This is a genomic window from Enterobacter cloacae complex sp. 394I7, from assembly GCF_057320345.1.
This window is the reverse complement of record NZ_JBXWCR010000003.1, coordinates 436,722-458,958: the sequence shown is the minus strand read 5'-3', so window position 1 is coordinate 458,958 and position 22,237 is coordinate 436,722. Positions and strand designations below refer to the sequence as shown.

The following is a 22,237-nucleotide window of genomic DNA, read 5'->3' as shown; positions in this document are numbered from 1 at the left end:
CCAGAAGAAAATTAGCAGGGTGAATAATATCTTCTTAACATACTGAATTTAATGAAGTAAATTTCGTTTCAAAATGTTATTTAGATCACTTGACCTCATTGCCAGCCCCGATGGCGCTTGAGTTTTTATTTTTATTCACAGGCTGTGAATATATCAAGCATCCCGTACAAGCCCTTTTTCAATCACTCTCACCAGCCGTTGTTTCTTCGGCAGCTGCACCTCGACAACGCAGGCATTGCGCTTCTCGATTTGCTGCGCAATCGCCCATTCTATGTGTTCATCAAGAAGTGGGTGCTCACCTCTGCGACTTTCGAGCGCCTGAATATTGGCTTCATCCCAGGATGCATTACCCAGCGCAACGGCGACATTACGTAACCAGCGCAGATGCCCAATACGCCGAATGGCGGATCCTTCGGTGACTTTCAGGAACCAGGCCTCACTCCAGGCGAAGAGCTCGATAAGCTGAGGCGCATGAAGCGCTTTACGAGGACTGAAATCGTCTTCATCCGTAAGCTGCGAGTAACGATTCCAGGGGCAGATCAGCTGGCAGTCATCGCAGCCGTAGATACGGTTCCCGATGAGCGGACGGAATTCTTCCGGTATCGCCCCTTCGAGTTCAATGGTGAGATAGGAGATGCAGCGGCGCGCATCCACCGTATAAGGCTCAACGATGGCACCCGTCGGGCAGATGGTCATGCAGGCCACGCAGCGCCCGCAACCTTCCTCTACCGGACCATCTACCGGCAGCGGCAAATCTATGAGCAGTTCACCGAGGAAAAAGAACGATCCGGCATCGCGGCTAAGGATAAGTGAGTGCTTACCTGTCCAGCCAAGCCCGGCTTTTTCTGCTATCGGGCGCTCAAGAACAGGCGCAGAGTCTACAAACGGTCTAAAATTCAGCGACACACAGTGCTGCTGAATAGTTTCCCCAAGTTTTTTTAAACGGTTACGCAGAAGCTTATGGTAATCACGGCCCAGGGCGTACCGGCTGACGTAACCAAGTGCGGGATTTTTTAACGTGCGAGCAAACGCCGCGTTGGCGGGCAGGTAGTTCATGCGTACGCTGATGACGCGTAATGTACCGGGCAACAGCTCGTGTGGGCGGGCACGCATCATGCCATGACGCGCCATCCACTCCATTTCGCCATGGTATTGTTTATCCAGCCATGCCTGCAGTTTCGGCTCGCTGGCGGAGAGGTCGGTATCGGTGATACCCACCTTCTGGAAGCCAAGCTCAGCACCCCACTGTTTAATTTTTTGCGCTAATTCATTGAGATCGAGGGGCTGTGACATGACGGACCATACTGTGAAGAAAAACCCCGAAAGTATACCACATTCCATCTGGCATGCGGATGACCTCCGGCACGCCGAAAAAGAGGCCGCAGACAGCCTCGGCATTACCCTGTATGAACTGATGCAACGCGCGGGCGAAGCGGCGTTTAACGTTACCCGCACGGCTTACCCTGAATCGTCGCATTGGCTGATTTTATGCGGACACGGCAATAACGGCGGTGACGGTTATGTCGTCGCCCGACTGGCGGTTGCCGCCGGGATCCACGTGACGTTGCTGGCGCTGGAGAGCGATAAACCGCTGCCAGAAGAGGCCAGTGCGGCGCGGGAAGCCTGGCTGAACGCGGGCGGTGTTATTCATGCCACCGATATCGTCTGGCCGGAAGAGATTGATGTGATTATTGATGGCCTGCTGGGCACCGGACTACGCAGTGCGCCGCGCGACCCGGTTGCCACCCTGATTGCACGTGCCAATGCCCACAGCGCGCCGGTGGTGGCCCTGGATATACCTTCTGGACTGATGGCGCAAACCGGCACGACGCCGGGCGCGGTGATTCAGGCCGCGCACACCGTTGCCTTTATCGCCCTGAAACCGGGGCTGCTTACCGGTAAAGCACGGGATGTCACGGGAACGTTGCACCATAACGCACTGGGGCTGGAGAGCTGGCTTGCCGGGCAGGAAACTCACGTTTCGCGCGTTGATGCTTCGCTACTGGCACAGTGGCTACCGCCGCGCCGCCCGACGTCCCATAAGGGCGATCACGGCAGGCTGGTGATCATTGGAGGTGACCACGGCACGGCGGGGGCTATCCGCATGACGGGGGAAGCGGCATTGCGTTGTGGTGCCGGTTTAGTGCGGGTGCTGACGCGCATCGAAAATAGTGCGCCAATTATTACGGCCCGTCCGGAGCTGATGGTGCATGAATTGACGCCGCAGTCGCTTGAAGAGAGTCTCGAATGGGCGGATGTCGTGGTCATTGGCCCAGGGCTTGGGCAGCAGGCCTGGGGGAAACAGGCCCTGCAGAAGGTCGAGAATTTTCGTAAACCGATGCTGTGGGATGCCGACGCGCTGAACCTTCTGGCAATCAATCCTGATAAGCGTCACAATCGCATTCTGACGCCGCACCCCGGCGAAGCCGCGCGCCTGCTTAACTGCAGCGTGGCAGAAATTGAAAGCGATCGCTTACTTTCTGCCCGGCGTCTGGTAAAACGTTACGGAGGTGTTGCCGTTCTGAAAGGGGCAGGAACCGTTGTCGCCAGCGACGAGGCGATGGGCATTGTCGATGCCGGAAATGCGGGTATGGCGAGCGGCGGAATGGGCGATGTGCTTTCAGGCATCATTGGCGCATTGCTTGGACAGAAACTTCCCCTTTATGATGCAGCCTGCGCTGGCTGCGTGGCCCATGGTGTCGCGGCGGATAAGCTGGCGGCACGTTACGGCACACGCGGAATGCTGGCCACCGATCTTTTTTGCACGCTACGGCGTGTTGTTAACCCGGATGTGATTGACGTAGAAAATGACTAATCGAGCGATTTCTTTACCTGATGAACAAGCCACTTTAGATCTTGGCAAACGCGTGGCACAGGCCTGTCAGGGGGCAACCGTCATTTATCTGTATGGTGATTTAGGTGCGGGTAAAACCACCTTCAGCCGGGGTTTTCTGCAGGCGTTAGGCCATAAAGGCAATGTGAAAAGCCCAACCTACACGCTGGTAGAACCGTACACCCTTGAAAATCTCATGGTGTACCACTTTGATTTATACCGCCTTGCGGATCCCGAGGAGCTGGAATTTATGGGGATCCGTGATTATTTTGCCAATGATGCCATCTGCCTGGTGGAGTGGCCGCAACAAGGTGCGGGTGTGTTGCCTGACCCGGATGTCGAAATTCACTTAAATTACCAGGCACAAGGGCGTGAGGCACGCATCAGTGCTGTTTCCTCATCAGGTAGTTCCTTACTGGCGCGTCTGGCCGGTTAAGCGTAGGGATGACGGGATGATTAGTCGCGTTAAAGGTTGGTTATTGGCTGCCACGGTGCTGCTGTGCGCGCAGGCCGGGGCGGCAAGCCTGTCGGATATTCAGGTGTCGAACGGCGAAAGCCAGGCCAGGATCACGTTCAGCTTTATGGGCGATCCGGAATATGCTTTTTCACAGCCAGACAGCCACAGCGTGGCGCTGGATATCAAACAAACCGGGGTTATCCAGGGGTTACCGCTCCAGTTCAGCGGCAATAATCTGGTTAAAAGCATTCGTTCCGGCTCGCCAAAAGATAGCCAGTCATTGCGTCTGGTGGTCGACCTAACCGAAAAGGGTAAAACCAGAGCGGTTAAGCAGCAAAACGGTGCGAATTATACGGTGGTCTTTACCATCAACGCTGACGCCCCTCCGCCGCCTCCGCCTCCACCGGTGGTGGCGAAACGCGTGGAAGAGCCGGTTTATACCCCGCGCCCATCCGAACCGGCACGTAATCCGTTTAAAACGGACAGCGACCGCATTACCAGCGTTACCAGCAGCAATACCGTGACGCGGCCGGCGGCCAGCGCACGTCGCGCGGTCAGCGGTGATAAAGTGATTATCGCCATTGATGCGGGGCACGGCGGTCAGGATCCCGGCGCAATTGGCCCGGGCGGTACGCGGGAGAAAAATGTCACCATCGCGGTTGCCCGTAAGCTGCGGACGCTGCTAAATGACGACCCTATGTTTAAAGGCGTGCTGACGCGCGACGGCGATTACTTTATCTCGGTGATGGGCCGCTCGGATGTGGCACGTAAGCAAAATGCCAATTTCCTGGTGTCCATTCATGCGGATGCCGCGCCAAACCGTAACGCCACGGGAGCCTCAGTGTGGGTGCTGTCAAACCGTCGGGCGAACAGTGAAATGGCAAACTGGCTTGAAGAGCACGAGAAACAGTCCGAACTGTTAGGTGGGGCGGGTGATGTGCTGGCAAACAGCCAGGCCGATCCGTATCTCAGCCAGGCGGTGCTGGATTTACAATTCGGTCATTCCCAGCGCGTCGGGTATGATGTCGCCACAAATGTATTGAATCAGCTGCAGGGTATCGGGTCATTGCACAAGCGCCGTCCGGAGCATGCGAGCCTTGGCGTTCTGCGATCGCCGGATATTCCATCGATTCTGGTGGAAACAGGCTTTATCAGTAATAACGCTGAAGAACGCCTGCTGGGCAGCGACAGCTATCAGCAGCAAATTGCCGAAGCGATCTATAACGGTCTGCGTAAATACTTTGATGCGCATCCGCTGCAGTCCGCGCCACAGGGCGGTGCCGCCCAGACGGCCAGCGCAGCGCAGCCAGGTGAGATGACCGCGACCAACTAAGGAGAATTCATGCCGATTCAGGTTCTACCGCCGCAGCTCGCGAACCAAATCGCCGCCGGTGAGGTGGTGGAGCGCCCTGCATCGGTGGTGAAGGAGCTGGTAGAAAACAGCCTTGATGCGGGGGCCACCCGCATTGATATTGATATCGAACGCGGCGGCGCAAAGCTGATTCGCATTCGTGACAACGGCTGTGGAATTAAAAAAGACGAGCTGGCGTTAGCGCTGGCGCGTCATGCCACCAGTAAAATTGCCTCTCTTGATGACCTGGAAGCGATCATCAGCCTCGGTTTTCGCGGGGAAGCGCTGGCCAGTATCAGCTCCGTTTCCCGTCTCACGCTCACCTCCCGTACCGCTGAACAGCAGGAAGCCTGGCAGGCGTACGCCGAAGGGCGTGATATGGACGTGACGATTAAACCAGCGGCGCACCCGGTCGGTACGACGCTGGAAGTGCTGGATCTGTTTTATAACACCCCCGCCCGACGCAAGTTTATGCGTACCGAAAAAACCGAGTTTGGGCATATCGATGAGATCATTCGTCGCATTGCCCTGGCGCGGTTTGACGTGACCATTAACCTTAGCCATAACGGCAAAGTCATGCGCCAGTACCGCGCCGTGGTTGAAGGTGGGCAGAAAGAGCGCCGCTTGGGCGCTATCTGCGGCGTACCGTTCCTCGAGCACGCGCTGTCCATTGAGTGGCAGCATGGCGATCTGGCCATGCGCGGCTGGGTGGCTGACCCCAACGCGAGCAGCGCCGCCTTCGCTGAGATCCAGTATTGCTACGTGAACGGTCGTATGATGCGTGACCGCCTCATCAATCACGCCATTCGTCAGGCCTGTGAAGATAAACTGGGTGCAGATCAGCAACCGGCGTTTGTGCTCTATCTAGAAATCGATCCACACCAGGTGGACGTTAACGTCCATCCTGCCAAGCATGAAGTGCGGTTCCACCAGTCACGTCTGGTGCATGATTTTATCTATCAGGGCGTGCTGAGCGTATTGCAACAGCAGGCTGAACCGACGCTGCCGTTGGAAAAAGAAGAACCCGCCCCGCGCGCGTTTCCGGAAAACCGTGTTGCAGCGGGCCGGAACCATTTTGCTGAACCTGCCGTGGCGCGTGAGCCGGATGCCCCGCGTTTCTCTGCTGCGGGTAGCACACCGCGCCCAACGGGAGCGAACTATCCAAACGCCCAACCTGGCTATCAAAAACAGCAGGGAGCGTTGTACCGCAAATTGCTGGAAACCCCCGCGGTGGAGCGCAAAGCGCCTGTCGCGGTGCCAGCGCCTTCGCTGGACGGCCACAGCCAGAGTTTTGGCCGGGTTCTGACGATTATCGCACCGGATATGGCGTTGCTGGAGCGCGAAGGCCACGTGATGCTTCTGGCATTGCCGGTGGCGGAACGCTGGCTTAAACAAGTGCAACTTACGCCGGGTGAAAACGCGGCCTGTGCACAACCGCTGCTGATCCCCGTTCGGCTAAAAATATCCCCTGAAGAAACAGGGGTACTGCGTCGCGCAGAGGCCCTGTTGGCGCAGATGGGCATTGAAATGGTGCTCGAACCACAACATGTGACCATTCGCGCAGTGCCTTTACCCTTACGCCAACAAAATTTACAAAACTTGATTCCTGAACTGATAGGCTACCTGGCGCAGCAAACGTCGTTTGATGCCGCCAACACCGCGCAGTGGATCGCCCGCCATCTGGCAAGCGAACATACGCCGTGGAGTATGGCGCAGGCCATTAGCGTGCTGGCGGAGGTTGAACGCCTTTGTCCGCATCTGGTGAAGACACCGCCAGGTGGGTTATTACAACCTGTTGATTTACAAAAGGCGATGAATGCCCTGAAACATGATTGACGTAAGCAAGGCGAGCCTGCCAAAGGCGATTTTTTTAATGGGCCCCACGGCCTCCGGCAAAACGGCACTGGCCATTGAGTTGCGTAAAGTTTTGCCTGTAGAGTTGATTAGTGTCGATTCTGCCCTTATCTACCGAGGGATGGACATCGGCACGGCGAAGCCTGACGCAGACGAACTGCGTGCGGCACCGCATCGTTTGCTGGATATTCTCGACCCGGCTCAGGCATACTCCGCAGCGGATTTCCGCCGCGATGCGTTAGCCGAGATGGCCGAGATAACGGCGGCGGGACGTATACCGCTGTTGGTTGGCGGAACCATGCTTTATTTCAAGGCGTTGCTGGAGGGGCTTTCACCTCTGCCATCAGCGGATCCGGAAGTAAGAGCAAAAATTGAGCAGCAGGCGGCAGAGCAGGGATGGGACGTTTTGCATAAGCAACTGGCCGAGATTGACCCGGTTGCCGCAGCACGGATCCATCCAAATGATCCGCAAAGGCTTTCCCGGGCACTGGAAGTTTTTTTCATTTCGGGTAAAACTTTAACGGAACTGACGCAAACGTCAGGAGACGCTCTGCCGTATCAGGTGCATCAGTTCGCCATCGCCCCGGCGAGCCGTGAACTGCTCCATCAACGAATTGAGCAGCGTTTTCATCAGATGTTAGCTTCAGATTTTGAAGCAGAAGTGCGGGCGCTATTTGCCCGTGGAGATTTGCATACGGATATGCCTTCCGTTCGTTGTGTGGGATACCGCCAGATGTGGTCATATCTTGAAGGCGAGATTTCATATGATGAAATGGTTTATCGAGGTGTTTGCGCCACGAGACAGTTAGCGAAGCGCCAGATCACCTGGTTGCGCGGTTGGGACGGTGTTCACTGGTTAGACAGTGAAAAACCGCAACAGGCGTTAAACGAAGTGATTGAGGTTGTTGGTGATATCGCTCACTGAATGTGTACAATTGAGTCGTATCGTGCGCAATTTTTCAGAATCGCAAGGTTCTAAGTACAAAACAAGCATATAAGGAAAAGATAGAATGGCTAAGGGGCAATCTTTACAAGATCCGTTCCTGAACGCATTGCGTCGGGAACGTGTTCCAGTTTCTATTTATTTGGTGAATGGTATTAAGCTGCAAGGTCAGATTGAATCTTTCGATCAGTTCGTGATCCTGTTGAAAAACACGGTCAGTCAGATGGTCTATAAGCACGCTATTTCTACAGTTGTTCCGTCTCGTCCGGTATCCCATCACAGCAATAACACTGGCGGCGGCACGGGTAGTAACTACCATCATGGCAGCAGCGCGCAGGGTTCTTCTTCTCCTGCGCAGGACAGCGAAGATACCGAATAAGGTTTCGGGCTGTTATCCACACGGGGAGCCAGGGATCCTGCGTTCCCCGCTGATCTTTTTTGAGGAATTTACGCTTGTTTGACCGTTATGATGCCGGTGAGCAGGCGGTGCTGGTACACATCTATTTTACGCAAGACAAAGATATGGAAGACCTCCAGGAGTTTGAATCTCTGGTCTCTTCCGCCGGTGTCGAAGCAATGCAGGTGATTACCGGTAGCCGTAAAGCGCCGCACCCAAAGTATTTTGTTGGTGAAGGTAAAGCAGTTGAAATTGCGGATGCCGTAAAAGCAACCGGCGCGTCAGTCGTGTTGTTTGATCATGCGCTGTCTCCGGCTCAGGAACGTAACCTGGAACGTCTTTGCGAATGCCGTGTTATCGATCGCACGGGTTTGATTTTAGATATTTTCGCTCAACGTGCGCGTACTCACGAAGGTAAGCTGCAGGTTGAGCTGGCGCAGTTGCGCCATCTGGCAACGCGGCTTGTGCGTGGCTGGACCCACCTTGAAAGACAAAAGGGCGGGATTGGTTTGCGCGGTCCGGGTGAGACCCAGCTTGAAACCGACCGCCGTCTGTTGCGTGGCCGTATTACCCAGATCCTTTCACGTCTGGAACGCGTTGAAAAACAGCGTGAGCAAGGACGTCGGGCGCGATCAAAAGCTGACATCCCGACGGTGTCGCTGGTGGGGTATACCAACGCCGGTAAATCCACCCTGTTTAACCAGATTACTGAGGCCCAGGTTTATGCCGCAGACCAGCTGTTTGCGACCCTGGACCCCACATTGCGTCGTATTGACGTCGCTGACGTCGGTGAAACGGTGCTGGCGGATACCGTAGGGTTTATCCGTCACCTGCCGCATGACCTGGTGGCTGCGTTTAAAGCCACCCTGCAGGAGACGCGTCAGGCGACCCTGCTGCTGCACGTCATTGATGCTGCAGACGTTCGCTTGCAGGAGAACATCGACGCGGTAAACGTGGTGCTCGACGAGATCGACGCCGACGACATCCCAACGCTGTTGGTGATGAACAAGATCGATATGCTGGAGGATTTTGAGCCGCGTATCGACCGAGATGAAGAGAACAAACCGATTCGGGTCTGGCTTTCCGCTCAGACCGGTATTGGTGTGCCACTGCTTTTCCAGGCTTTGACAGAACGTCTTTCCGGTGAGGTAGCCCAGCACACGCTGCGATTGCCGCCACAGGAAGGCAGGCTGCGCAGCCGGTTTTATCAGCTTCAGGCGATAGAAAAAGAGTGGATGGAGGATGACGGCAGCGTGGGGATGCAGGTGCGTTTGCCGATCGTTGACTGGCGTCGCCTCTGTAAACAAGAACCTGCGCTGGTCGACTATATCGTCTGATCAGAAAGGGGATGCCTGAATAATTCGCCCTTGCATAACAAATATGGAGCATATACATGGCGTGGAATCAGCCCGGTAATAACGGACAAGACCGCGACCCGTGGGGAAGCAGCAATAATCAAGGCGGCAACTCTGGGGGAAATGGCAACAAAGGTGGTCGCGAGCAGGGGCCGCCGGATCTGGATGATATCTTCCGCAAACTAAGCAAGAAGCTTGGTGGCCTTGGCGGAGGTAAAGGTTCTGGCTCTGGTGGGGGTTCCACTCAGGGGCCGCGCCCGCAGTTAGGGGGCCGCGTGGTGGGCATTGTTGCCGCTGCCGTGGTGATCATCTGGGCTGCCAGCGGGTTCTACACCATTAAAGAAGCGGAACGCGGTGTGGTCACCCGTTTCGGGAAGTTCAGCCATCTGGTTGAGCCAGGTCTGAACTGGAAACCGACTTTCATTGACGACGTGACCGCGGTGAACGTGGAGTCTGTCCGTGAACTGGCGGCGTCCGGCGTGATGCTGACCTCCGACGAGAACGTTGTGCGCGTTGAGATGAACGTCCAGTACCGCGTCACCGATCCGCAGCACTACCTGTTTAGCGTGACCAGTGCAGATGACAGTCTGCGCCAGGCCACAGACAGTGCGCTGCGCGGTGTGATCGGTAAGTACACCATGGACCGCATTCTGACCGAAGGTCGTACCGTTATTCGTAGCGATACCCAGCGTGAGCTGGAAGAGACCATTCGCCCGTACAACATGGGTATCACCCTGCTGGACGTCAACTTCCAGGCTGCTCGTCCGCCGGAAGAGGTGAAGGCCGCGTTTGATGACGCGATTGCCGCCCGTGAAAACGAACAACAGTACATCCGTGAAGCGGAAGCGTACACCAACGAAGTTCAGCCACGTGCTAACGGTCAGGCGCAGCGTATTCTTGAAGAAGCGCGTGCGTATAAAACCCAGACCGTCCTGGAAGCTCAGGGTGAAGTGGCGCGTTTCGCGAAGATTTTGCCAGAATATAAAGCGGCTCCGGAGATTACCCGTGAACGTCTTTATATTGAGACCATGGAAAAAGTGCTGAGCCATACGCGTAAGGTACTGGTTAACGACAGCAAAGGTGGAAACCTGATGGTACTGCCGTTGGATCAGATGCTGAAAGGCGGTTCGGCGCCGGCGGCAAAGGCGGATACCAGCGGTGCCAACAACCTGCTGCGTCTGCCACCTGCGGCATCCGGTAGCTCAAGCGCCACAACCACGCCTTCTTCGAACGATGGTGACATTATGGACCAACGCCGTGCTAACGCGCAGCGTAACGACTACCAGCGTCAGGGGGAATAAGGATGCGTAAGTCAGTTATTGCGATCATCATCATCGTATTGGTCGTGCTTTATACCTCTATCTTTGTGGTGAAAGAGGGCGAGCGTGGAATTACCCTGCGTTTTGGTAAAGTTCTGCGCGACAGCGAGAACAAGCCGCTGGTGTTTGAGCCGGGTCTGCACTTTAAAATGCCACTGATTGAATCGGTGAAAACGCTCGACGCCCGTATCCAGACCATGGATAACCAGGCCGACCGTTTCGTGACCAAAGAGAAGAAAGACCTGATCGTCGATTCCTACATCAAATGGCGTATCAGTGATTTCAGCCGCTACTACCTGGCAACGGGCGGTGGCGACGTTTCTCAGGCGGAAGTGCTGTTGAAACGTAAGTTCTCTGACCGTCTGCGCTCTGAGATTGGTCGTCTGGATGTGAAAGACATCGTCACCGACTCCCGTGGTCGTCTGACGCTGGAAGTGCGTGATGCGCTGAACTCCGGTTCTGCAGGAACCGAAGACGAAGTCACCACCCCGGCAGCGGATGATGCCATTGCCAAAGCGGCAGAACGCGTTCAGGCTGAAACCAACGGCAAAGTGCCGGTGATCAACCCGAACAGTATGGCTGCTCTGGGTATCGAAGTGGTCGATGTCCGTATCAAGCAGATCAACCTGCCAGCGGAAGTGTCCGAGGCGATTTACAACCGTATGCGCGCCGAGCGTGAAGCGGTAGCCCGTCGTCATCGTTCACAAGGTCAGGAAGAGGCGGAGAAACTGCGTGCGGCAGCGGATTACGAAGTGACCAAGACGCTGGCAGAATCTGAGCGTCAGGGCCGTATTCTGCGCGGTGAAGGGGATGCCGAAGCGGCAAAACTGTTTGCCGATGCCTTCAGCCAGGATCCCGACTTCTACGCCTTTATCCGTAGCCTGCGAGCTTACGAGAACAGCTTCCAGAGCAACCAGGATGTGATGGTGCTCAGCCCGGACAGCGATTTCTTCCGTTACATGAAGACGCCGGCTAACGCAACGCGATAAACTCAGGCCAGTTTGAGTATTCAAACCACCGCTCTCAACGGAGCGGTGGTTTTCTTTTATAAGGATTAAAAATGAATTCAACGATTTGGCTTGCGCTGGCCCTGGTTCTGGTGCTGGAAGGCCTTGGACCGATGCTTTATCCGCGTGCATGGCGTCGGATGATAGCCTCTCTGAGCCAGTTGCCGGATAATATTTTGCGTCGATTTGGGGGCGGACTTGTGGTTGCCGGCATCGTTATCTACTACATGTTGAGGAAAACGATTGGCTGATCAAAAAGTAATCTGGTTTGGCGTATTTTGAGGTCAAAAAGTGCTGTATATCTGAAAAAGCGATGGTAGAATCCATTTTTAAGCAAACGGTGATTTTGAAAAAAATGGGTAACAACGTCGTCGTACTGGGCACCCAATGGGGTGACGAAGGTAAAGGGAAGATTGTTGATCTTCTGACTGAACGGGCTAAATATGTTGTACGCTACCAGGGCGGTCACAACGCAGGCCATACTCTCGTAATCAACGGTGAAAAAACCGTCCTCCATCTTATTCCATCAGGCATTCTTCGCGAAAACGTCACCAGTATCATCGGTAACGGCGTTGTGCTGTCTCCGGCTGCTCTGATGAAAGAGATGAAAGGTCTGGAAGACCGTGGTATCCCCGTTCGCGAGCGTCTGCTGCTCTCCGAAGCCTGCCCGCTGATCCTTGATTATCACGTGGCGCTGGACGTAGCGCGTGAAAAAGCGCGTGGTGCGAAAGCGATCGGTACGACCGGTCGTGGTATCGGCCCGGCTTATGAAGACAAAGTTGCTCGTCGCGGTCTGCGCGTGGGCGATCTGTTTGATAAAGAGACGTTCGCTGAAAAACTGAAAGAAGTGATGGAATATCACAACTTCCAGCTGGTGAACTTCTATAAAGCTGACGCTGTTGACTACCAGAAAGTGCTGGATGACGTCATGGCGATTGCTGACATTCTGACCGGTATGGTTGTTGATGTGTCCGATCTGCTGGACCAGGCGCGCAAGCGTGGCGATTTCGTCATGTTCGAAGGTGCGCAGGGTACGCTGCTGGACATCGACCACGGTACCTATCCGTACGTCACCTCCTCTAACACCACCGCGGGTGGCGTTGCGACCGGTTCTGGTCTGGGTCCACGTTATGTGGATTACGTTCTGGGCATCATCAAAGCTTACTCCACTCGCGTGGGTGCGGGTCCATTCCCGACTGAGCTGTTTGATGAAACCGGCGAGTTCCTGTGCAAGCAGGGTAACGAGTTTGGCGCGACCACCGGTCGTCGTCGTCGTACCGGCTGGCTGGACGTTGTAGCCGTGCGTCGCGCAGTACAGATTAACTCCCTGTCTGGCTTCTGCCTGACCAAACTGGACGTGCTGGACGGTCTGAAAGAGGTGAAACTCTGCGTAGGCTACCGTATGCCTGATGGTCGCGAAGTGACCACCACTCCGCTGGCTGCGGATGACTGGAAAGGCATCGAGCCAATCTACGAAACCATGCCAGGCTGGTCTGAAACGACGTTCGGTGTGAAAGAGCGTAGCGGTCTGCCGCAGGCAGCGCTGAATTACATCAAGCGTATTGAAGAACTGACCGAAGTGCCGATCGACATTATCTCTACCGGCCCTGATCGTACTGAAACGATGATCCTGCGCGACCCGTTCGACGCATAATCTTCGTGACTGCTGGCCTGCGGGACAACCCGCAGGCTGGATACGCGTCGCGCCATCCGGCGAACGCTCCTCGATCTCCGCTTTTTCGCCCCGTCTGTCAAATAAATTAGCCGCTTACTATCTGGCTGGTTTATCATCATTAATGAATATCTGTGCGGTTTATCCGCGTTTTCCCTTTTTCCTGAGGTTGATGTGCAGTTAACAAGTTTCACCGATTACGGCTTACGCGCGCTGATTTACATGGCGTCGTTACCCGATGGGAAAATGACCAGTATCTCTGAGGTTACAGAGGTATACGGTGTGTCCCGTAATCATATGGTCAAAATAATCAATCAACTTAGTCGTGCCGGATACGTTGCTGCCGTCCGCGGGAAGAATGGTGGGATCCGTCTCGGTAAACCGGCGCAGAGTATTCGTGTTGGGGATGTGGTACGTGAACTGGAGCCGTTGTCTCTGGTGAACTGCAGCAGCGCGTTCTGCCACATTACGCCCGCTTGTCGCCTTAAACAGGCACTTTCTCTGGCCGTGCAAAGTTTTCTCAAGGAACTGGATAACTACACGCTGGCCGATTTGGTTGAAGAGAATCAACCACTTTATAAATTATTGCTGGTGGAATGAAGAAAATTTCCACCGGAGCTGACAACGGAGGAACCGATATGTCACATGATCCTTTCCAGGAACGCGAAGCCGAAAAATACGCGAATCCTATCCCCAGCCGCGAGTTCATCATTGAACACTTAACAAAACGCGAAAAACCCGCCAATCGTGAAGAACTTGCCGTTGAATTAAACATTGAAGGTGAAGAGCAAATTGAAGCCCTTCGCCGCCGCCTGCGCGCGATGGAGCGCGACGGGCAACTGGTCTTTACCCGCCGTCAGTGCTATGCGCTTCCCGAACGTCTTGACCTGCTGAAAGGCACCGTTATCGGCCACCGTGATGGCTATGGCTTCCTGCGCGTAGAAGGCCGTAAAGACGATCTTTATCTTTCCTCTGAACAGATGAAGATGTGCATTCACGGTGACCAGATCCTGGCGCAACCGCTGGGCGCGGACCGTAAAGGCCGCCGCGAAGCGCGCGTGGTGCGTGTCCTGGTCCCTAAAACCAGCCAGATTGTTGGCCGCTACTTTACCGACGCTGGCGTGGGCTTTGTGGTGCCGGACGACAGCCGCCTGAGCTTCGATATCCTGATCCCGCCTGAAGAGGTGATGGGCGCCCGTATGGGCTTTGTGGTGGTGGTTGAACTCACCCAGCGTCCTACCCGACGCACCAAGGCGGTCGGGAAAATCGTCGAAGTGTTAGGCGATAATATGGGCACCGGCATGGCCGTTGATATGGCGCTGCGTACTCATGAAATTCCTTACGTCTGGCCGAAAGCGGTTGAAGAGCAGGTTGTCGGCCTGAAAGAAGACGTGCCGGAAGAGTCCAAGGTGGGCCGCGTGGATCTGCGCGATCTGCCGCTGGTGACTATTGATGGTGAAGATGCCCGCGACTTCGATGATGCCGTTTATTGCGAGAAAAAACGCGGCGGCGGCTGGCGTCTGTGGGTTGCCATTGCTGACGTAAGCTATTACGTGCGCCCGCATACTCCGCTGGATAACGAAGCGCGCAGCCGTGGAACGTCGGTCTACTTCCCGTCGCAGGTAATACCAATGCTGCCGGAAGTCTTGTCTAACGGCCTGTGCTCCCTGAACCCGCAGGTTGACCGCCTGTGCATGGTCTGCGAGATGACCATCTCCACCAAAGGGCGCTTAACGGGTTACAAATTCTACGAAGCGGTAATGAGCTCCCATGCGCGCCTGACCTACACCAAGGTCTGGCATATGCTGCAGGGCGATCAGGATCTGCGTGAGCAGTATGCGCCGCTGGTGAAACACATCGAAGAGCTGCATAACCTCTACAAAACGCTGGATCAGGCGCGTGAAGAGCGCGGCGGGATCTCGTTTGAGAGCGAAGAGGCGAAGTTCATCTTTAACGCTGAACGCCGCATAGAACGTATTGAGCAGACCCAGCGTAACGATGCCCATAAGCTGATTGAAGAGTGTATGATTCTGGCAAACATCTCGGCGGCACGTTTCGTTGAGAAAGCCAAAGAACCTGCGCTGTTCCGTATTCACGATAAACCGTCGACCGAAGCCATCACTGCGTTCCGCTCCGTGCTGGCTGAACTGGGTCTGGAACTGCCTGGCGGTAACAAGCCAGAGCCGCGTGATTACGCTGAATTGCTGGAGTCGATTGGCGATCGCCCGGATGCAGAAATGCTGCAGACCATGCTGCTGCGTTCCATGAAGCAGGCGATTTACGATCCGGAAAACCGCGGTCACTTCGGTCTGGCGCTGCAGTCTTACGCCCACTTTACCTCGCCGATCCGTCGTTATCCGGACCTTTCCCTGCACCGCGCGATCAAGTATCTGCTGGCGCAGGAGCAGGGTCATAAAGGTAATACGACCGAAACCGGTGGCTACCATTATTCAATGGAAGAGATGCTGCAACTCGGTCAGCACTGTTCCATGGCCGAACGTCGTGCAGATGAAGCGACGCGCGACGTGGCAGACTGGCTGAAGTGTGACTTTATGCTGGACCAGGTGGGTAACGTCTTTAAAGGCGTGATTGCCAGCGTCACCGGCTTTGGTTTCTTCGTCCGTCTGGATGAACTGTTTATCGACGGTCTGGTGCATGTCTCCAGCCTGGATAACGACTATTACCGTTTCGACCAGGTCGGGCAGCGCCTGATTGGCGAATCTGGCGGCCAGACCTATCGTCTTGGCGATCGCGTGGAAGTGAAGGTCGAAGCCGTTAATATGGACGACCGTAAAATTGACTTTAGCCTGATCTCCAGCGAGCGTGCCCCGCGTAATGTGGGTAAAACGGCGCGTGAAAAGACGAAAAAAGGGGGCAACGGCAACAGCGGTGGCAAACGTCGTCAGGCGGGTAAGAAGGTAAACTTCGAGCCAGACAGCGCGTTCCGCGGTGAGAAGAAACAGAAGCCGAAGGCCGCGAAGAAAGAGGCCCGGAAGGCGAAAAAGCCGTCCACCAAAACGCAGAAAATTGCGGCTGCCACCAGGGCAAAGCGCGCAGCGAAGAAACAGCAGGCGGAGTAATTCTCCCCCTCAACCTGACCCTCTCTCCTGCGGAGAGAGGGAAAAGAAAAGACAGAACGAGAACCATCAATGAGTGAAATGATTTACGGCATCCACGCGGTGCAGGCCCTGCTGGAGCGCGCACCGGAGCGTTTTCAGGAAGTGTTTATTCTGAAAGGGCGTGAAGACAAACGTCTGATGCCGCTGATCCACGCCCTGGAAGCACAAGGTGTTGTGATCCAGCTGGCGAACCGCCAGTTCCTGGATGAGAAAAGTGAAGGTGCCGTTCACCAGGGCATTATTGCCCGCGTTAAGCCAGGTCGTCAGTATCAGGAAAACGATCTGCCGGATCTTATCGCCGGGCTGGAAAATCCATTCTTCCTGATCCTTGACGGCGTGACCGACCCGCACAACCTTGGCGCATGTCTGCGAAGCGCAGATGCGGCAGGTGTTCATGCCGTTATCGTGCCGAGGGATCGCTCTGCACAGCTTAACGCGACGGCGAAGAAAGTGGCCTGTGGCGCAGCGGAAAACGTACCGCTGATCCGCGTCACCAACCTGGCGCGCACCATGCGTATGCTGCAGGAAGAGAATATCTGGATCGTCGGTACCGCGGGTGAAGCGGATCATACTCTGTATCAGAGCAAGATGACCGGCCGTCTGGCCCTGGTGATGGGTGCCGAGGGCGAAGGTATGCGCCGTCTGACCCGTGAGCATTGCGATGAGCTGATCAGCATTCCAATGGCGGGCAGCGTGTCGTCTCTGAACGTCTCCGTGGCAACAGGTATCTGCCTGTTTGAAGCGGTACGTCAGCGCGGGGAATAAACAGCAAGGCCGTCCTGAGGACGGCCTTTCGTATTTTCTGTGGGAGGGTCACCAGACGGTGAAAAACTCACTCCTCCAGTGACCGCAAATGGTCATCCTTCCTGAGCGTCATCAGCGCGAAGATACTCACTACCGCCGTCGCCATGACGTAATAAGCTGGAATATCCAGGTTGCCCGTCTCTTTAATCAGCCCGGTAATAATCAGCCCCGCGCAGCCCGAGAAAAGGGCGTTCGACAGGGAATAAGCCAGCCCAAGCCCGGTATACCGTACGCGCGTCGGGAACATCTCTGAGAGCATCGCCGGCCCGGGACCTGCCAGCATCCCCACCAGACCACCCGCAATCAGCAGCACCAGCGCTTTGATGGCCAGCGTGCTGGACTCCGCCTGTAAAACCTTCAGCAGCGGCAGGGCAAGGAGCAGCAGCAACGTGGTGGCGACGATCATCACCGTGCGGCGTCCGATTTTGTCGCTCAGGATCCCGGACGGAATAATCGTCAGCGCAAAACCGATATTCGAAATCACCGCAATCAACAGCGCCTGATTAAACCCGGTATGCAGCGCCGACTGCAGATAGGTGGGCATAATCACCAGATAGGTATAACCCGCCGCTGACCAGACCATCACCCGGCCAATGCCCATCGCAATGGCGTTGAGCGTGGCGACGGTATCAGCCTGAGCGGCAACCGGCTTTTCCTGCTGCTGCACAAAGCTTGGCGTCTCTTCCATACTCACCCGCAGCCACAGCGCCACCGCGCCCATCGGTAATGCCAGGAAGAACGGGATGCGCCAGCCCCAGTCATGCAGGGCTTCCGGTGTCAGAAGGGCGGAGAGCAGTGCGACAATGCCAGCGCCTGCTAACAGGCCCAGTGCGACGGTAAATGACTGCCATGCACCGTAGAGGCCCCGCTTGCCGCGTGGGGCAAACTCCGTCATCAGCGAGACGGCGCCGCCATACTCACCACCGGCGAACAATCCCTGCAGGATGCGCAGCAGCGTGATAATCAGCGGGGCGGCAATACCGATGCTGGCATAGACCGGCACAATACCGATTGCGGCGGTGGCCAGCGTCATCAGCACCAGTACAATAATCAGCGTCGGTTTTCGGCCTATCCGGTCACCTATTCTGCCAAACACCACCGCGCCCAGCGGGCGGAAGAAGAAGGCGATGGCAAAGGAAGCGTAGGTGAGGATCAGGCTGGTCAGCCCCGCGTCCCCCTCAAGCTGGAAGAAGTTCTTCGCAATTACGGTCGCCAGAAAACCATAGACCGCAAACTCATACCACTCGATAAAGTTACCAATGGAGCCTGCAATTAATGCACGCTTGTGCGCGTCCGGTTGCATAACGTTCCTCACTGAAAGGGGGTAAGAATAAATTATTCAACAAAAGCGAATGCGCGAAATAGTTTATTCTTATGTTCTGTGAGCTATTTCACGAATGATATCAGCGGGATCGTCATCGTGTGACCTCACTCCCATGCAGCGTGCACGTGGCCTGTCCATACTTATCTTCATTGCCACTGAAGGAGGGAGACAGCATGCACTGGCAGACCCATACCGTTTTTAATCAACCTGCACCGCTCTCAAACAGCAACCTTTTCCTCTCTGATTGCGCTCTGCGTGACGCGGTTGTTCGCGAAGGCGCCGAGTGGGATATCGAGCTTCTTGCCAGCATCGGCCAGCAGTTAGGAACCGCGGAATCGCTGGAGCTGGGCAGGCTGGCGAACGTTAATCCACCGGAGTTATTACGCTATGACGCCACCGGGGAGCGACTGGATGATGTTCGCTTTCATCCCGCATGGCACCTCTTAATGCAGGGACTTTGCGCCAACCGTGTCCATAACCTGGCGTGGGAAGAGGAGGCGCGCAAAGGCGCGTTTGTCGCCAGAGCTGCACGTTTTGTCCTGCACGCTCAGGTAGAAGCGGGCACGCTTTGCCCTGTCACCATGACCTTTGCTGCTACACCGCTGCTGCAACAGGCGCTGCCCGAGCCGTTCCGTGACTGGATCACGCCGTTAATGAGCGATCGTTACGATCCTCATCTTGCGCCGGGGGCGCAAAAGCGTGGCCTGCTGATTGGCATGGGGATGACAGAAAAACAGGGCGGCTCGGACGTACTCAGCAATACCACCAAAGCGGAAAAGTGCAGTGACGGCAGCTACCGGCTTATCGGGCATAAATGGTTTTTCTCTGTGCCGCAAAGCGATGCGCATCTGGTGCTGGCCCAGGCGAAAGGGGGGCTGTCCTGCTTTTTTGTTCCACGCTTTTTGCCTGACGGGCAACGCAATGCCGTACGTCTGGAGCGGCTGAAAGAGAAGCTCGGCAACCGCTCTAACGCCAGCAGCGAAGCGGAATTCCTGGATGCGTCCGGCTGGCTGCTGGGGGAAGAAGGAGAAGGGGTACGCCAGATCCTCCGAATGGGTGGGCTGACGCGGTTTGACTGCGCGCTGGGCAGCCATGGGCTGATGCGTCGGGCTTTATCCGTGGCGCTTTACCATGCGCATCAACGACAGACGTTTGGTAAAAACCTTATCGACCAGCCGCTCATGCGCGATGTGCTGAGCCGCATGGCGCTGATGCTGGAGGGCCAGACGGCACTGTTGTTTCGTCTGGCCCGGGCGTGGGACAGGCGTGCCGATCCTCAGGAGGCCGCCTGGGCGCGCCTTTTCACCCCCGCGGCGAAATACAGCGTCTGCAAAGCGGGTATCCCGTTTGTGGCGGAAGCCATGGAAGTGCTCGGCGGCACAGGCTACTGCGAGGAGAGTGAGCTTCCCCGTTTGTACCGTGAGATGCCCGTGAACAGCATCTGGGAAGGGTCCGGCAATATTATGTGCCTGGACGTTCTGCGTGTACTGACGAAGCAATCCGGCATCCTCGACCTGCTTGTGGATGATTTTGCCCAGGTAAAAGGGCAGGACAGGCACTTCGATCGCAGCTGGCGTCAGCTTCAGCAAAAACTGCGAAAACCGCAGGAGGCGCAGGGGCGGGAGATCACGCAACAGCTTTTCCTGCTGGGGGCCGGAAGTCAGATGCTGCGGCACGCATCGCCACCCGTGGCGCAGGCGTGGTGCCGCATGATGCTTGATACCCGTGGCGGTACGCTGATGAGCGAGCAGGTGCAAAATGACCTGCTGTTGCGTGCCACGGGCAGGGTTGGCTAACTCTTTAGCTGGAACAGGCTCACCAGTTGGGTGAGGTGTGAGCCTTTCTCACGCAGCGTGTGTGCGGTTTGTTCGCTGCGTAAGACGCGGTCGGCGTTGATGTGCGACGCTTCGCCAATGTGGGTCATGGCCAGATTAACCTGGCCTATTCCCGCGGATTGCTCGCGGGACGCATGGTTAATCTCCGTGACCAGCTTGTTGATGTTATCGATGTGCACGATGATGGAATCCATCGCCAGACGCGTTTGTTCAGACAGCGCATGGCCTTCGCTGACTTTTCTGAGCGTATCACCGATGAGCTGTTCAATCTCCTTCACCGCGTTGGCGCTGCGTCCTGCCAGCGCGCGTACCTCCTGCGCCACTACCGCAAAACCTTTTCCGTGCTCGCCTGCGCGGGCTGCTTCAACCGCTGCATTAAGCGCCAGAATGTTGGTCTGAAAAGCGATGGATTCAATCACGCGCGTGATGTCTTCGATTCGCTTTGATGCTTCGCGAATATCATCCATGGTAGCGACAGCGTGGGTGACCGTCTCACCGCCCTGGTGTACCGCGCGCGACGTTTCGCCTACCAGTTGCTGCGTTTGTTCCATGTTGGCGGCATTTTGCTGCACGGTCGCGGCCAGTTGCTCCATGCTGGCAGACGTCTCTTCTACACTGCTGGCCTGCTTGTTAATCTGCCCGGAGATTTCTTCGCTATCGGATGCCAGCGCGTTGGTGCCCATATGGATCTCCGCTGCGGCCTCGCGCACCTGTAGAACAATTTTCTGCAGTCCCCCTCCAATACCGTTAATGGCATCGATGAGCTGACCGACCTCATCCTGGCGGGTCACGGGCAGGCTGGAGCGCAGATCGCCTGCGGCATACTGTCGGGCCAGGTGGATCACATTGCGCAATGGGCGTGTCAGTATGCGTCGTATAATGACCACAAACAGACCTGCGAAGAGCACTGACAGCACCACCCCTGCCAGCAGGAAGCGGTCGCGCATGGCGGTCACGCTTGAGAGCAGTACCGATTTATCCACTTCGCCGACAATGGCCCAGTTCCAGCCTGGCAGTGGCGTATACGCCATGGTCAGCGTGCGACCATCGGCACTGACGCGCTCCAGCGTGCCGGATTTATCACTCAACAGCTGTTGCTGGATAGCGCTATCCCACTCCGGTACTTTTCCCTCCGCGCTGGTGTGGAACAGATACTGCCCGCGCGTTTTGCCATGGCTGCGGTCCAGAACAAAGAAGTGACCGCTCTCGCCCAGTCGACGGTTGAGGATTTTCTCGCGCATGACGTTCCAGGAGTGAGTGATGTCCACACCTACAAAGATGATTGCAATGACCTGGCCGTCTGCGTTTTTAACCGGCTGGTATTGGGTGATGTAGCGCTTGCCGAACAGCAGCGCCAGACCGCGATAAACCTCGCCCCGGGTAACGGCGGCAAAGGCCGGGCTGGTGGTATCCAGAACGGTGCCCATTGCCCGCTCGCCGTTCTCTTTGCGCAGCGATGTGGCGACGCGCACAAAGTCGTTACCGCTACGCACAAACAGGGTCGAGATTGCCCCTGTCCGGCTCAGAAAATCGTCTGAAAGGGTATTGTTTTCATGCAGTCCGGTTTCCCCTCCTTTCAGGAGCGGAACGTTAATCCCGTTAATCGTCTGGGTTTGAGTGTTATCAACACTCAGTGGCTGGGGCAAAAAGGTGGTAAAAAGCCGGGTATAACTCTCCACCTCTTCACTCAGGCTGGTGTTAAACATCTGCACCATATCGATCATGCCGGTGGACTGATTATGCAGGTCTTCTATCGCGAGGGCTTCAAGCTGCTGGCTGGCTTTTTGGCTGAGCAGAAAAGTGAAAAACAGAAACAGGATGGCGACACTGGCACCGGTAAGCAGCGACAGCTTTGCACCCAGACCTGCACGACGGAAAAAGTTGATCATAAATTGCTCATCATTGAAAAGGTATGGCTTTTCAACGGCAGAGCAGGGATAACGTTTACTGGTTTAGTGTAACAAAAT

General features: G+C 55.9%; 18 protein-coding genes. 15 read left to right on the top strand and 3 right to left on the bottom strand.

What is annotated here, in order from left to right; all coding sequences use genetic code 11:
• Positions 1 to 153 precede the first annotated feature (153 nt).
• Positions 154 to 1,293 carry a tRNA epoxyqueuosine(34) reductase QueG gene (queG, locus tag AC2FAP_RS15625; RefSeq protein WP_025206259.1) on the bottom strand — a complete coding sequence of 380 codons (1,140 nt, stop codon included), beginning with the start codon at positions 1,291 to 1,293 and terminating at the stop codon, positions 154 to 156.
• Here queG and nnr point away from each other — a divergent pair.
• The 14 genes from nnr to rlmB all read left to right on the top strand — a co-directional run bounded on the left by nnr (position 1,292) and on the right by rlmB (position 17,072).
• Positions 1,292 to 2,815, top strand: a complete 1,524-nt coding sequence (gene nnr / locus AC2FAP_RS15620) for a bifunctional ADP-dependent NAD(P)H-hydrate dehydratase/NAD(P)H-hydrate epimerase (RefSeq protein ID WP_410388934.1) — start codon at positions 1,292 to 1,294, stop codon at positions 2,813 to 2,815. The two genes, queG and nnr, sit on opposite strands and share 2 nt — an antisense overlap.
• Positions 2,808 to 3,269, top strand: coding sequence for a tRNA (adenosine(37)-N6)-threonylcarbamoyltransferase complex ATPase subunit type 1 TsaE (tsaE, locus tag AC2FAP_RS15615; protein ID WP_014168307.1), 462 nt, complete (start codon positions 2,808 to 2,810; stop codon positions 3,267 to 3,269). The genes nnr and tsaE overlap by 8 nt, the downstream gene beginning before the upstream one ends.
• 16 nt (positions 3,270 to 3,285) lie before the next feature.
• On the top strand, positions 3,286 to 4,623 hold the full coding sequence (amiB, locus tag AC2FAP_RS15610; protein WP_014168308.1) for an N-acetylmuramoyl-L-alanine amidase AmiB: 1,338 nt from the start codon (positions 3,286 to 3,288) through the stop codon (positions 4,621 to 4,623).
• A 9-nt stretch (positions 4,624 to 4,632) separates the two neighbouring features.
• Positions 4,633 to 6,477 (top strand): DNA mismatch repair endonuclease MutL, encoded by a 1,845-nt coding sequence (gene mutL / locus AC2FAP_RS15605; RefSeq protein ID WP_449541914.1) that lies wholly within the window; start codon positions 4,633 to 4,635, stop codon positions 6,475 to 6,477.
• Positions 6,470 to 7,420, top strand: a complete 951-nt coding sequence (gene miaA, locus AC2FAP_RS15600; RefSeq protein WP_014168310.1) for a tRNA (adenosine(37)-N6)-dimethylallyltransferase MiaA — start codon at positions 6,470 to 6,472, stop codon at positions 7,418 to 7,420. The genes mutL and miaA overlap by 8 nt, the downstream gene beginning before the upstream one ends.
• Before the next feature lie 85 nt (positions 7,421 to 7,505).
• Complete coding sequence (gene hfq, locus AC2FAP_RS15595; RefSeq protein ID WP_014168311.1) at positions 7,506 to 7,817, top strand: RNA chaperone Hfq; 312 nt, start codon at positions 7,506 to 7,508, stop codon at positions 7,815 to 7,817.
• Positions 7,818 to 7,891: 74 nt separating this feature from the next.
• Positions 7,892 to 9,172 carry a ribosome rescue GTPase HflX gene (gene hflX, locus AC2FAP_RS15590; protein ID WP_020882944.1) on the top strand — a complete coding sequence of 427 codons (1,281 nt, stop codon included), beginning with the start codon at positions 7,892 to 7,894 and terminating at the stop codon, positions 9,170 to 9,172.
• Positions 9,173 to 9,228: 56 nt separating this feature from the next.
• The gene (gene hflK / locus AC2FAP_RS15585) at positions 9,229 to 10,491 is read left to right on the top strand and encodes an FtsH protease activity modulator HflK (RefSeq protein WP_014168313.1); all 1,263 of its coding nucleotides are present in this window, start codon (positions 9,229 to 9,231) and stop codon (positions 10,489 to 10,491) included.
• Between the two features lie 2 nt (positions 10,492 to 10,493).
• Positions 10,494 to 11,498, top strand: coding sequence for a protease modulator HflC (hflC, locus tag AC2FAP_RS15580; protein ID WP_014168314.1), 1,005 nt, complete (start codon positions 10,494 to 10,496; stop codon positions 11,496 to 11,498).
• 71 nt (positions 11,499 to 11,569) lie between these two features.
• Entirely contained in the window at positions 11,570 to 11,767 is a 198-nt protein-coding gene (locus AC2FAP_RS15575; protein WP_014168315.1) for a DUF2065 domain-containing protein, read from the top strand.
• Between the two features lie 104 nt (positions 11,768 to 11,871).
• Complete coding sequence (locus tag AC2FAP_RS15570; protein WP_025206256.1) at positions 11,872 to 13,170, top strand: adenylosuccinate synthase; 1,299 nt, start codon at positions 11,872 to 11,874, stop codon at positions 13,168 to 13,170.
• A 192-nt stretch (positions 13,171 to 13,362) separates the two neighbouring features.
• Positions 13,363 to 13,788: a nitric oxide-sensing transcriptional repressor NsrR gene (nsrR, locus tag AC2FAP_RS15565; RefSeq protein WP_014168317.1), complete on the top strand. Its 426-nt coding sequence runs from the start codon at positions 13,363 to 13,365 to the stop codon at positions 13,786 to 13,788.
• 38 nt (positions 13,789 to 13,826) lie between these two features.
• A complete protein-coding gene (gene rnr, locus AC2FAP_RS15560) occupies positions 13,827 to 16,268 on the top strand; it encodes a ribonuclease R (RefSeq protein ID WP_041162388.1) in 2,442 nt (813 codons plus the stop codon).
• Between the two features lie 69 nt (positions 16,269 to 16,337).
• Positions 16,338 to 17,072, top strand: coding sequence for a 23S rRNA (guanosine(2251)-2'-O)-methyltransferase RlmB (gene rlmB, locus AC2FAP_RS15555; protein ID WP_014168319.1), 735 nt, complete (start codon positions 16,338 to 16,340; stop codon positions 17,070 to 17,072).
• 67 nt (positions 17,073 to 17,139) lie between these two features.
• Here rlmB and AC2FAP_RS15550 read toward each other — a convergent pair whose 3' ends face one another.
• Entirely contained in the window at positions 17,140 to 18,414 is a 1,275-nt protein-coding gene (locus tag AC2FAP_RS15550) for an MFS transporter (protein WP_449541913.1), read from the bottom strand.
• Positions 18,415 to 18,608: 194 nt separating this feature from the next.
• On the opposite strand from AC2FAP_RS15550, the gene AC2FAP_RS15545 reads away from it, so the two are divergent.
• Positions 18,609 to 20,231, top strand: a complete 1,623-nt coding sequence (locus AC2FAP_RS15545) for an isovaleryl-CoA dehydrogenase (protein ID WP_047355590.1) — start codon at positions 18,609 to 18,611, stop codon at positions 20,229 to 20,231.
• Here the strand turns inward: AC2FAP_RS15545 and AC2FAP_RS15540 are convergent.
• Positions 20,228 to 22,159, bottom strand: a complete 1,932-nt coding sequence (locus AC2FAP_RS15540; protein ID WP_449541912.1) for a methyl-accepting chemotaxis protein — start codon at positions 22,157 to 22,159, stop codon at positions 20,228 to 20,230. The genes AC2FAP_RS15545 and AC2FAP_RS15540 overlap by 4 nt on opposite strands.
• Between the last annotated feature and the right edge of the window lie 78 nt (positions 22,160 to 22,237).

Bases quoted from the DNA above. Each gene is read 5' to 3' on its own strand.
- nnr (WP_410388934.1), top strand. From the start codon at position 1,292: ATGACGGACCATACTGTGAAGAAAAACCCCGAAAGTATACCACATTCC.
- queG (WP_025206259.1), bottom strand. From the start codon at position 1,293: ATGTCACAGCCCCTCGATCTCAATGAATTAGCGCAAAAAATTAAACAG.
- tsaE (WP_014168307.1), top strand. From the start codon at position 2,808: ATGACTAATCGAGCGATTTCTTTACCTGATGAACAAGCCACTTTAGAT.
- amiB (WP_014168308.1), top strand. From the start codon at position 3,286: ATGATTAGTCGCGTTAAAGGTTGGTTATTGGCTGCCACGGTGCTGCTG.
- mutL (WP_449541914.1), top strand. From the start codon at position 4,633: ATGCCGATTCAGGTTCTACCGCCGCAGCTCGCGAACCAAATCGCCGCC.
- miaA (WP_014168310.1), top strand. From the start codon at position 6,470: ATGATTGACGTAAGCAAGGCGAGCCTGCCAAAGGCGATTTTTTTAATG.
- hfq (WP_014168311.1), top strand. From the start codon at position 7,506: ATGGCTAAGGGGCAATCTTTACAAGATCCGTTCCTGAACGCATTGCGT.
- hflK (WP_014168313.1), top strand. From the start codon at position 9,229: ATGGCGTGGAATCAGCCCGGTAATAACGGACAAGACCGCGACCCGTGG.
- hflC (WP_014168314.1), top strand. From the start codon at position 10,494: ATGCGTAAGTCAGTTATTGCGATCATCATCATCGTATTGGTCGTGCTT.
- AC2FAP_RS15575 (WP_014168315.1), top strand. From the start codon at position 11,570: ATGAATTCAACGATTTGGCTTGCGCTGGCCCTGGTTCTGGTGCTGGAA.
- AC2FAP_RS15570 (WP_025206256.1), top strand. From the start codon at position 11,872: ATGGGTAACAACGTCGTCGTACTGGGCACCCAATGGGGTGACGAAGGT.
- rnr (WP_041162388.1), top strand. From the start codon at position 13,827: ATGTCACATGATCCTTTCCAGGAACGCGAAGCCGAAAAATACGCGAAT.
- rlmB (WP_014168319.1), top strand. From the start codon at position 16,338: ATGAGTGAAATGATTTACGGCATCCACGCGGTGCAGGCCCTGCTGGAG.
- AC2FAP_RS15550 (WP_449541913.1), bottom strand. From the start codon at position 18,414: ATGCAACCGGACGCGCACAAGCGTGCATTAATTGCAGGCTCCATTGGT.
- AC2FAP_RS15545 (WP_047355590.1), top strand. From the start codon at position 18,609: ATGCACTGGCAGACCCATACCGTTTTTAATCAACCTGCACCGCTCTCA.
- AC2FAP_RS15540 (WP_449541912.1), bottom strand. From the start codon at position 22,159: ATGATCAACTTTTTCCGTCGTGCAGGTCTGGGTGCAAAGCTGTCGCTG.